Genomic DNA, 11,657 nt, shown 5'->3' with positions numbered 1-11,657 from the left:
GTCAGTGGTCAGTGGTCAGTGGTCAGTGGTCAGTGGTCAGTGGTCAGTGGTCAGTGGTCAGTGGTCAGTGGTCAGTGGTCAGTGGTCAGTGGTCAAAAATAAAAATACTTGGTGAAATAAATACTATTTCCAGTTTTCTTTCGTCATCCGCCCACGTGCTACCAAATCTTTAGAGCAGCAGGCCTTATCATAGGATGGTCAATTTTCTGTTTCCTAATTTCCTTCGTCCTCCGAAGCCTTGGCGTAGGATGGAAAAACATCTCTTCCGTTTAATCGTTTATTATACTCGGATCGCGAAGTTGGAGCTCACATTCCTTTTTGAGGGATGGATCAATTTTTAAATGAATTCTGCCCGAAGCATTCGGTTTTAAAACGGTACTTTTAGAAATAACGATTCGCTTTTTGGAAGTGAGCTCCAAAACTGCATCATCTGTAAACTCTTGGTTTTGCATTAATACTTCAGAAATGGAGGTCAGTTTAGAATCCCACCGACTGAAACGCTGGTTTTCGATTTTAACGGGTTCTTTTTCGGCAAACATATCAAAAACCATTTTTACCGCGCGTCCTGTATTGATCATTCCTGCACCGTACATGCCCGCGTAGGGTTTATTGGGTTCAATATGATCAATATTTGTAGCCGTTAATTTGATAATGGTCTCCACTTCTTCCGCCGGAAGACAAGGATAAAGTGAGAACATAAGTCCAACGGTGCCAGTAATCAAAGGCGCAACTCCAGAAGTTTGGTTGTAAATACTAACATCTACTTCGTCATGCAGCGCCAATTCGCCATATCTGAAAATTCCAGTAGATGGCCCCAAAATATCTATTTTACTATTTAGATTTGAGATACTTATGGGATAAAGATACGGTACTTTTGTAGTATCGTTATTTTTAAAACCTGCGTTAATTCCAAGGTAATAACGGATATTATGAACATAGTAAAGTCCCTTGTCCTCTTCAATTTTAATGTTTTCCCAATAGTTCTCATAACGATGCATTATCGAAGAAACCGCAATCACCTTATCATAAGAAGCAGGATAATATGGAACTTTGCCCTTTGCTTTTGAGAAAGCTTGATTGTGACCTATTGCCACAACCACAGTGCCATTCTCCATCATTTCATAAACCGCATCCTGCGCAGTTTGATAATACCGCGTACTTCCCCAACTGCAATTAATGACCTTCACGCCCATTTTAGAAAGTTCTACTAACTGCTCCAGCGTATTTAAATGTCTATAATTTGTGGAGTAAATACTACAATCATAACACACCCCAGGAATTCCATAGGCATTATCGCCTTGTCCCGCGGCAGATTCCGAAACGGAAAAGCCATGACCTTTAGCCAAAAAAGATTCGCGAACAACTTTCGTTTTACCCGCAAACTCTTTGTCATCGGGATCTATGGAGCCGTCAGAAATACCTATAATCACATCTCGAGACCCCGTAGTGTAATACCAAGCCTTTGGCACGTCCATAACATCTAGGTAATCCAAATTTACCGCTGCCCCCAAATTCTCGCCAATAGTGCTTGTAAGTCCGTAGTCATTGGGCTCAAATATTTTTTTGTCCTCTTCGGCTATCAATTCTCCAAATTCAAAAAGATTAGATACGTTTTGCAATAAATCAGTCATTAATGCGCCTTTATCCGCAATTACAAAAAAGGTTTTTTTTAGATTTTCTTTTCTCGCATTTTTCCAGGTTTTTTTGAAAGTTTTGATTTTATAGTTTCTCAAAGCCGCTTTCAATCTGGAGTCACTTCCGGAATATTCCAAATAATCTCCATTTTTTTTAAAGGAAGGCACAAAAGAAGTGTCGCGCGCACGTAGATAAAACCAAGCCTCCTTTTGGCCCATTGCCGAAACGGAGAAAAGAAAACAGAAAGAAAGTAACAATAAGGCGCGCACGTTTATATGTTTAGAAATTACGTATTCAGTAAACTTAAAATTTTCTAATTTAAAAAACTCAATATCTTTTCAGCATTTTTCTTATTATCGAAAAGCGCTTTCAATTTTGGCCGCGGTTTTACAGTTTCTTCGGCCATACATTGATTCAATTTTTCAACCATTGAAATCCAATCATTGGCAATTTCCACCTCATCTTTAAATCTCTCATCAAAGAGCATAGCGTCATTCAGAACAATGTGACCAGAAGTTTGAATAGCATGAACTAATTTGAGTTTTACACCTGTGTTTTGATTGGTGTAAAGTATATGACATTTTGCGTTGCAAATTAAATCGGTCATCTCCTCTTCTGAAGGGTTTGTTATGAGTGTGATAGCTTTATTCGCCCCTATAGCTTTGATTATTTTTTGAGGTGGCGAATTCCCAGCCACTATAATTTTATGTCTGAGCTCTTTAAAAACATTTTTCAGCAAGGCGGACAATGCATTAATATTTTCCTCTACAGCTAAATTCCCGTGAAACAAAATATAATCTTCCGTTTTTAAAATCTCCGGATAAACTTGATGAAAAGGCGGAACCCATTCGGTTTTTTGATATTGTTGAAAGTATGTGGCATCTTGTAATGATAAAGAGCAAATTAAATCAGCATATTCCAAAACCGGTTCAAAGACCTTAAGCTTTTTAGCCTCAGTGCGATAATATAACTTCTTTAATAAGTTAGAAGAATTATTAAACAGCCCCTCATAATAGCTATGTTCCACGTTATGCGTTCGCACAATTTTAAAGTGATTCTTCAAGCGTGGATGGTTTAAAAAAGAACAGCAATGCAAGCCTTCAAATAAAATAGGCGCGGGATTCTTTGATAATGTATTTAGCAAGTCATTATTTTCTCTTGATTTTACGATAAATGGTGTTGAAGAAAACAAAGCCCCAATCCCCATATTTCTATCATATTGAAAAACAGATTCACAGATTTTGGTAAGTGGATCTATATTCTCTCGATTTCCATAATTAAAAAGATGTAAATCAATTTTAACCCCTAAAGCGTGTAATGCTTCAATCTTATAATAAACATCAATTACTCCACCATAATCGGGAGGATTTGGGTTATCGAATGCAACAATTTGAATGGATTTGCTCAAAATATTTTTGAAAATATATTTATGGATGGCTTATAGAAGTGTTCCTCAAATATACTGAATCCATTACTCGTAAAAAATATGTAAACCTGATTTTCTCCCGATTGCTATCGGGATAGAAATTCGAAAAAACAAACTGATAAAAATTCAATAACTTGCAGGCTTATTAATTAATGGGTGTAATGACATATTTTTCAATAGTTATAGCGGTTTACAACAAAGAAAGATATATCGCAGATACTTTAAAAAGTGTCTTGGAACAAACGTATCAGCATTTCGAAGTCGTTATTTTAAACGATGGTTCCACCGATAATAGTGAAGCCGAAATATTAAAATTCAAGGATCCGCGGATTCGATATTTTTCCAAAGAAAATCAAGGAGCTGGCGCAGCACGGAATTTTGTGATTAAAGAAGCAAAGCATGAGTATATAGCTCTTTTGGATGCTGATGATTCGTGGCTGCCATTTTACCTCCAGGAACAAGCAAAGTTGATTGCTGATTTTCCCAATGAATCCGTTTTTGCAACGGCGATAGACATTGAGAAGCAAAGCAAGATCTACGCTTCAGAATATTCAGTGCCGAATTTACAGAAGGATGAAGTTCGTGTAGTTGACTTCTATTCCGCAAGTTGTTTAAACTCTATACTCACCAGCAGCAGTACTGTGTTGCACAAAAAAGTGTTTTCGAAAATAGGCTATTACAACCCATCAATCAAAAGTGGGCAGGATACGGATTTATGGATTCGTTTGGGCCTGGAATATTCAGTGGTTTTTTTAAATAAAACTTGTGCTGTTTATCAATATGCTTTGGCAAGTCTTTCAAATACAAAATTAAAAGTAGCTGATAAAGCTTCGTATGAAAAGTTCGAAGCTTATGAAAAAGACAACCCAGCCCTTAAAAAATTTCTAGATTTAAACAGATATTCTCTCTGTATTGTGGCCAAAATGGAAGGTAATAAAGATACTTTTCAGAATAATTTTCAAAAAATAAGTCAAGAGAATTTAAGTAATAAACAACTGTTTTTACTTAAACAGAATAAAATGACTTTAAAATATTTGTTGAAAACCAAGAACAATCTCGAGAAGTTTGGGTTGCGGCTAGGCACCTTTAAATAGTTTGAATTCATCGTATTCGCGAATGTAATCGTCCTCGTTGTATTCTGCGCTCACCAAGGAAAGGCACACAGCACCTGAAGAAAAATTTTCCAGTTCTCGCCAAACGCCATTTGGAATCAGCAAACCTCTGTCAGGCTTGTTTAGCGTTATAATTCTTCGCTTTTTCCCGTTGTCCAAAACCACGTCAAAGCTACCGCTGAGTGCAATCAAAAATTGCTGTAACTCTTTATGCGCGTGACCTCCGCGAGTTGATGAACTTGGAACATCATATAAATAATAAACTCTTTTTATTACAAAAGGCAGAAAGTCTTTCTCTACTACAGAAAGATTTCCACGTCCATCGGGATCGCTTATTTTAGGAATTTCCTTTAGTTCAATTTTATCTAAATCAACGTATTGCATGCTGTAAAGTTTGGTTCCATTTTTCAGAAATGACCTGCATTGAAAATTTTTCTACGGAAGGTTTTGTGTTCTCTTTTAAAGTTTGATAAAGTGTTTCATCAAAGCAAATCTCTTGTAAAGCTTTCGAAAATAAAGGTAAACTTCTTTCGGCAATCAGCAAACCATTTTTTTGGTGTTGCACTATTTCCGAAGGACCAGATATAATATCCAAGGAAACAACAGGTGTACCTAAAGAAAGTGATTCAACTAATACCATCGGGAAACCTTCATATTTACTGGTAAGCGTTACGCAACGGGCGTTTTTAATAATCTCGAAAGGGCTTTTGGTAAATGGCAAAAACAGAATTTGTTCACTACACGCTTTGGAAGCAGCCAACTTTTCGAGCATTTCTTTATCCTTTCCTCCTCCCAAAATAACGAGTTGAATACTTTCTTCCCAAACCTTCGATTGCGAAAAAGCCTCAATTAAAAATGAAACATTCTTGACTGAATCATCTAATCTACCGTAGGAAAGTATGTACTTTTTATTCTGAAGTATTTTTGGCAATTCGCCCTCATTCTTACCCCAAGCAGGATCAAAAGCGTTATGAATTGTTACAGAGTTTTCAATTCCTTCCTTTCTCAAAATTTCATTTTCAATATATTTTGAAACAGCGACGTTGAGAAGGTTTTTCCTAGAGATCTTTGAAAATGCCACTGGATTTTCAGTAAGATATTTCGATTTCTTTGAATTATGGGCAACATACATCACGTTGAAGTCTCTGTATAGCCACTTGGAATAAAAAAGCTCCCGCTTATAATTATTCTTTGGACGATGATCAATTATTACATCAAAGTCCTCTTCTTTTAAAAATTTTCTAAATTTACGAAAACGTCCTAAACGTTTAAAAATAGTATCTTCTCCAGACTTCAATTTCCCGAGATTAAAGATTTTTCCGCTATAAGGATAATCAATCTCATCATTCAAAATCAGTAAATGCACTTGGTGTCCTTGCGCTTCCAGCATCTGAGAAAGCATCGCGCAAGACCTTTCTAGCCCTCCCGTTGCAAGCGAAACGGAAACAAGGCAGACTTTGAATTTCTTTTCAGCCGCCATCGCTATTTATTATGTATTTTTGGTTGCACATCGCAAAGATAGGTTTATAAGAATACTTTCAATCTGCCGCGGGGAATAAATTAACCACAGCGGACAAAGAGAATTCCTTAGGAAGTCTGTGGTTTTACTTGTTGGCATTTGTGGTAAAAAAAATGAAGCATGAAAATACTTTTAGTGGGTGAATACAGTAGGTTGCATAATTCCTTAAAAGAAGGTTTGCAGGCGCTAGGTCACGAAGTACTATTGGTTTCCACGGGAGATGATTTTAAGGATTTTCCTTCCGATATCCTATTAAAACGCAAATACGAAACGGGACTTTCAAAAAAAGTGAAAGTTGCATTGTTCAAATTATTTAAAGTCGATATCACCTCGCTTTCATTAAAAAATCAGTTTTTTAAACATAAAGATTCCTTTAAAGGTTTTGATGTGGTGCAGTTAATCAATGAAAGCCCGCTGGGAATTTCACCGAAAATTGAAAAAGAAATAATTTCGCTGTTAAAAGCAAACAACAAAAAGCTCTTTCTTCTATCCTGCGGCACTGATCATACAAGTGTTAAATATGCCTATGAAAAAAGGCTTCGCTACTCCATTTTCACACCTTTGTTTGAAGCTAAGGTTTCTGAAAAAGACTTTGCTCCTCCTCTAAAATATTTAAAACCTGAATATAAAAACTTACACGATTTCATTTTTAAAAGAATTGATGGTGTAATTGCATCCGATATGGATTACGACATTCCGCTAAGTGGAAATAAAAAGTATTTGGGACTAATTCCAAATCCTGTAAACACGGAAAAACTAAAGTTTAAATCCTTTTCTTCTACCCACGTGCCGCCCGAAGCTTTAGCGAAGGCGCAAGGGATTCCCGAGAAAATCATCATTTTTCACGGGATCAATCGAGTGAATTATTTTAAAAAAGGAAATGACTACTTTGAGGCTGCCCTCGAAAAACTTCAGCGGAAATATCCTTCAAAAGTTGAAGTGATTAGCGTTGAAAATATTCCTTACGCTGAATACATTGAAAAATACAATTCGTCACATATTCTCTTAGACCAAGTGCTTTCGTATGACCAAGGTTACAACGCTTTGGAGGCAATGGCGAAAGGAAAAGTAGTTTTTACTGGAGCGGAAAAAGAGTTTTTGGATCGGTATACTCTTCAGGAAGACGAAGTGTGCATAAACGCACTTCCCGATGTAGATTATTTATTCAACAAACTAGAAGATCTAGTTTTAAACCCTGCAAAACTAACTTCCATTTCAAGCAACGCTCGGCAATTTATTGAACGGAAGCACGATTATATCTCTGTTGCTAAAAAATATCTGGAAGCTTGGAAAGAAGCCTGAATTAAATATTAAAACGGTAATTCAATCGATTCTGGTTCAATAAATTCTTTTGAATACGGATTTTCAAGAAAACTAAGCGGTGGTTTTTGAAATTTAAGAATATCCTCTCTTTCAATACCGTAAACGCTCCAATAGTTTGAGAGCAATTGTGCAAAAATATCATCATCCCAAAGCCCGAAGATTGGTTTTTCAGCAGTTCCTTCCATGGGCAGCGCTTCAATCATAATTCCTTCATCGTTGCTTTCTATTTTGTGTTCGGGCTTGTATTGCAATATATAGTCGGAATAGTGAAATCTGGCATACAACTCCTCAAACTGAACGGGATGTAAAACATGCTCTTTCATTTTCTCAAGAATCTCTTTTTGACTTTCGCCGATAATACCATTATCCTGTAAACACGCGATAAAACCAAAACCATTCACCCCGAATGAAAACATTAAGTTAATTGCATCATCGCGGTAGCTAAAAATATCAGCAGAATATTTCAATGGAAATACGGCAATACTCCAAGGTTTTTTTCCAACAAAAGAAACGGGTTCTATTATGGATTGCAGCATTAAATGAAACTTTCCAAACCGGTCCCTAAGGGCAGTGGAAAGTGAAAATTCTTCTCCCTTCCTTAAAAGCCGGTCTCTTTCATAAAGCATTTCATAATAAAGTAATCCATACACCATTCTGCCTGTCCACTGGAAAAGAAGTTCTTCATCCAATGACGCCATTCCTTCAAAACCCTTATTATATGCAGCTTGAACTTTTACATCCAAATCCTCAAAAGCTTTTTTCACCTCATGTGAACAAGGTAATTTAAGGTCGGTATAAACATAAGATTTGGTTTTATCCATCATCTCAATCCGTTCCTCGCCAAACTTAAAATGATCCATCAACCACTTGGGAAAAACGGGCATCGTTTCAGTTGTCAACACGCCTGAAAGGAAGCAAAAATGTTCATCGAAAATCAAATCCTGGTAAGGATTAAAAAGCATTTGGGCCATAAAGATTTAGAAAATTAAGCTTGGATATTTTTTTTGCAAATATAGCCATAAACACTCGTTTGATGCCTCAGATTTTTAAAGAGATTATCTCAAGAATTCAGCAATGACACTATTTAAAAAGCGGTACTTTTTTCAGTATTTATTCTGAAGGAACGCGCTGTTTCCTAAAATAACGAAACACAAGATAAAGCACGACGAAAAAGTAAACTATATATCGTAAAAAATGTGCCATCACTACACCTTCAACACCGTAGATTCCCGCCAAATAATAAGAAAAACCGTAGAAAAGTCCTAAGGATAGAATTTCAGAGAATATGAAATTACGCACCATTTTCTTGGCTAAAAACTGATATCCCAAAACGAGAGCCGCCAAGCGCACAAAATCACCCATAAGCTGCCATTTAAACAGTGGTGACATTGCATCAAAATCTGGATAGATAATTTGAATTACGTAATCCCGTAAAAAATAAATAAGCAACATCCCTACCCCAAAGAGCGGCAATAAGGTTTTATAAATATTGAGAAGTTCTGCTTTAAAATCAGTTTTATTGTGGATTCCGGCAAATTTCGGGAGTACATACAGTGTGAAAATCGCACTCGAAAAAACCATGTAATTTTTAGAGATATTGGTCATCGCCGTCCATATTCCTGCATCGGCCATATTAATTCGCTTCTGGATCATTACACGGATGTCTATTTCAACATAATTCAACAATACGGTTGAAAAAAAGGACATAAGTGAAAAAGCCAATAAGCTTTTGGCCATTGGGATTTTGAACTTAAGTTTTGAAAATTGAACATATTCCCGCAGTACTTGCACAAAAATAAAGAGCATCACAAAAAGCTGTATCGCAGGAGTTAAAGCTATGGCGATAAGCGCCCCATCAATATTATGGGTGAGCAGCAACCATACGGTTAATACAGAACTCAGAATATAACTGATTATATCTATTCGAGCCAATTTCTTGTATCGAGAAAGTCCATTTACTATACCATTGAAAACCTTTGAAATACTTATAAAAGGTACAATTACGGCCAATAATTTTATAAGGTAGATATACTGCGCGGAATCAAAAATAGTCTGACTCAAGTAGTCTGCTCCAAAAAACAAGACTGCAGATACCACGACAGTTCCTAAAATGATAAAAACAAAGGTTGAAGAAAACAGCTTTTGTAGCTGCTCCTTGTCTTCTTTATATTCAGCTACATATTTTACAACCCCACTAAATATACCAACAGAAGCGAAGGAACCGAGCATTTCAAGAAGGTTGCGCAGGGAACCTATCTTTGCTATTCCCGCCTCACCCACAATTTCGGCAAGCAAACGCTGGATAAAAAGCGAAATAACAAGTCTAACGGCGATAACCCCAGCATTTAAAGAAGTCATCTTTAAAAGTAAATTTCCTTTTATAAATTGTGGGATTTTCAAGGTTAGGGTTTCAGGTTAAAGGTTGCAGGTTTCATGTTTCAAGTTGTGGCTAAAGGGTTCAACTTTCCACTTTCTAATTTCAACTTTCTAATTTCAACTTTCTAATTTCTAATTTCTAATTTATCTTCATTTATATTGGCTATCATAATAACTATTTTACCGCCTAATACTTATTCAAAACCTCTATAACCATATCAACTTCCTCATCAGTCATAATTGGACTCATTGGAATACTTATAACTTCATTATGAATTTTTTCAGTATTCGGAAAAGCTAAATGTGAAAATTCCGAAAGCGCTTCCTGTTGATGTGGTGGAATTGGATAATGTATTAAATGGCCAATCCCGTTTCTGTCTAAAAAATCGATAAATTTATTTCGATTTTCAACACGAACAACAAAGAGATGGAAGACGTGATCTTCACTTCCGTCATATTTCGGAAGTGTAATCTTCGCATTGCTAATGTCAGAAATATATTTTTTGGCAATTGCTCTTCTTCTTTCATTATCGACATTCAGCATGGGCAATTTTATATTTAAAAACGCCGCTTGCAACTCATCGAGTCTGGAATTGAATCCTAGAAGTTCATTCACATATTTTGTAGCTGTACCGTAATTTCTGAGTTTTTTGATTACCTCGGCCAATTCATCATTGTTTGTAGTAACCGCTCCTCCATCCCCTAAAGCACCGAGATTTTTGGAGGGATAAAAACTAAACCCAGCGGCATCACCAAGATTGCCTGCTCGCATTCCCTTTTCATTTTTTGCACCATGAGCTTGTGCGGCATCTTCAATAATAAGCAAATTATTCTCTTTAGCGAATTTCGAAATCTCCTCCATTGGTGAAAGTTGACCATATAGATGCACAGGCATAATCGCCTTTGTTTTGTCACTAATAGAATCTTTAAGAGAATTGAAGTCGAAGTTATAAGTATCAAAATTAGCTTCAACCAAAACCGGTTTCAATCCGGCTTGCTTTATCGCCAAAATTGTTGCGATGTATGTGTTTGAAGCCACCAAAACTTCGTCTTTTTCCTCTAAACTTCCAAGTACTTTATAACCCTCTAGAATCAATCGTAAGGCTTCGAGACCATTTCCCACACCAATGCAGTGTTTTGCGCCGCAGAATCGTGCAAAATTAGCTTCAAACAACTTTACTTGGTTTCCCAAAATGTAATAGCCAGTGTCTAAAAATCCTTGAAAACCGTGTTGAAAGTCTGCTTCAAAACGTTGATTTATTGCTTTTAAGTCCAAAAATGGAATCATATAAAGAGTTCGTTTAAAAGGTGATGATTCTCTGTTTTTATTTCATAAAAATCGTGTACAATGCTTCTCCCACCAAAGCTTTCTTTCCAATTGAGAAGGCCTTTATTCACCTTCATTCCCTGCGCCTCATTGCTAATACCAAAATCAAAATAGGTTTTGTTCGATAAATGTTGCAGCAAATGATGGAACAAAAAGTCCAATCCTCCTGTTTTTCGTCCTTCCTCATTTGCCGAAATATATTGCGCATGTGCTACAGTGGAAGTTTCAAAAATGGTAGCTCCAGCAACTATTTTATCTTCTTTATAAACATTGAATTGTTTTATATTCTTCGGAAACTGGGTTTGTAGCAAAGTTATTTCTTCTAAGGAATGAACTGGCTTTTGATCGTGCGCTTGTTTTAAATTTGGTTCTAAAACTTCAGTCCAAAAGGCATCGAAATCTGATACTTCCCGAATCTGTAATTCGTTTTTCACACCTTTTTTAATTCCTCGTAAACGATTGGAGGAAGTTATTTTCAAAGGAGTTTCATTGAAAACACAACTTGTAAAATCCCTTCGCACCAAGGAAGCTTTTACAAGAAAAAGCAAATAATCCATTTCATCACTTGGCAATCGATGGTATATTTTGGGAAGTAATTTCAGGTTTAAAACACCAATTCCCTCACTTTTCAGAAAAACCAATACGCTTTTAAAAACCTCGAGCGATTCTTCAAAAGTAATTTTCTTTCCAAGAACCAAACCGCCATAAGTCAAACCTTGATGGGAATGTAATTCAGAACCGGAAATATTCGCGGGAAGCACGGCAATCAGCTTCTCCTTTTTATAAACCAATAACGAATGATCTGTAAACCTGTCAGCATGATAATCCACAAAATCGCGTTGGAATAAAAACGTGGCGTTCTTGGCTTCCTTTACAAAGGAATCCCAAGAATTTTTTTGGTCGGCTTGATATTTTTCTACTTTGTAGTTATCCAATTCG

11 protein-coding genes are annotated in these 11,657 nt (G+C 36.4%); 3 read left to right on the top strand and 8 right to left on the bottom strand.

From position 1 onward, the window contains the following. Positions 1-4 precede the first annotated feature (4 nt). On the top strand, positions 5-115 hold the full coding sequence (locus G440_RS21710) for a hypothetical protein (RefSeq protein ID WP_425393631.1): 111 nt from the start codon (positions 5-7) through the stop codon (positions 113-115). A 154-nt stretch (positions 116-269) separates the two neighbouring features. Here G440_RS21710 and G440_RS0118960 read toward each other — a convergent pair whose 3' ends face one another. Next, positions 270-1,904 carry a S8 family peptidase gene (locus tag G440_RS0118960; protein WP_026452733.1) on the bottom strand — a complete coding sequence of 545 codons (1,635 nt, stop codon included), beginning with the start codon at positions 1,902-1,904 and terminating at the stop codon, positions 270-272. A gap of 44 nt (positions 1,905-1,948) precedes the next feature. Beyond that, positions 1,949-3,043, bottom strand: a complete 1,095-nt coding sequence (locus G440_RS20450; protein WP_051285477.1) for a glycosyltransferase — start codon at positions 3,041-3,043, stop codon at positions 1,949-1,951. A gap of 179 nt (positions 3,044-3,222) precedes the next feature. On the opposite strand from G440_RS20450, the gene G440_RS20865 reads away from it, so the two are divergent. Then, positions 3,223-4,155 (top strand): glycosyltransferase family 2 protein, encoded by a 933-nt coding sequence (locus G440_RS20865; protein ID WP_169718980.1) that lies wholly within the window; start codon positions 3,223-3,225, stop codon positions 4,153-4,155. Here the strand turns inward: G440_RS20865 and G440_RS0118945 are convergent. Together G440_RS0118945 and G440_RS0118940 are read right to left on the bottom strand one after the other, a co-directional pair. Then, positions 4,138-4,557 (bottom strand): sugar 3,4-ketoisomerase, encoded by a 420-nt coding sequence (locus G440_RS0118945; RefSeq protein WP_026452732.1) that lies wholly within the window; start codon positions 4,555-4,557, stop codon positions 4,138-4,140. The genes G440_RS20865 and G440_RS0118945 overlap by 18 nt on opposite strands. Beyond that, positions 4,544-5,653, bottom strand: coding sequence for a glycosyltransferase (locus G440_RS0118940; protein WP_026452731.1), 1,110 nt, complete (start codon positions 5,651-5,653; stop codon positions 4,544-4,546). The genes G440_RS0118945 and G440_RS0118940 overlap by 14 nt, the downstream gene beginning before the upstream one ends. Positions 5,654-5,812: 159 nt before the next feature. On the opposite strand from G440_RS0118940, the gene G440_RS0118935 reads away from it, so the two are divergent. Then, positions 5,813-6,994, top strand: coding sequence for a glycosyltransferase family protein (locus G440_RS0118935; protein WP_026452730.1), 1,182 nt, complete (start codon positions 5,813-5,815; stop codon positions 6,992-6,994). A gap of 8 nt (positions 6,995-7,002) precedes the next feature. Here the strand turns inward: G440_RS0118935 and G440_RS0118930 are convergent, their stop codons facing one another. From G440_RS0118930 to G440_RS0118915, 4 genes are all read right to left on the bottom strand, one after another. Beyond that, positions 7,003-7,986, bottom strand: a complete 984-nt coding sequence (locus tag G440_RS0118930; protein ID WP_026452729.1) for a hypothetical protein — start codon at positions 7,984-7,986, stop codon at positions 7,003-7,005. 139 nt (positions 7,987-8,125) lie between these two features. After that, positions 8,126-9,415, bottom strand: coding sequence for an O-antigen translocase (locus tag G440_RS0118925; RefSeq protein ID WP_026452728.1), 1,290 nt, complete (start codon positions 9,413-9,415; stop codon positions 8,126-8,128). Positions 9,416-9,578: 163 nt separating this feature from the next. Next, positions 9,579-10,679: a DegT/DnrJ/EryC1/StrS family aminotransferase gene (locus G440_RS0118920; protein WP_026452727.1), complete on the bottom strand. Its 1,101-nt coding sequence runs from the start codon at positions 10,677-10,679 to the stop codon at positions 9,579-9,581. Continuing rightward, complete coding sequence (locus tag G440_RS0118915; protein ID WP_026452726.1) at positions 10,676-11,653, bottom strand: GNAT family N-acetyltransferase; 978 nt, start codon at positions 11,651-11,653, stop codon at positions 10,676-10,678. Before G440_RS0118915 ends, G440_RS0118920 begins: the two co-directional genes overlap by 4 nt. Between the last annotated feature and the right edge of the window lie 4 nt (positions 11,654-11,657).

The sequence above is a fragment of the Aequorivita capsosiphonis DSM 23843 genome, from assembly GCF_000429125.1.
GTDB lineage: Bacteria > Bacteroidota > Bacteroidia > Flavobacteriales > Flavobacteriaceae > Aequorivita > Aequorivita capsosiphonis.
This window is presented reverse-complemented; position numbering and strand designations above follow the sequence as displayed.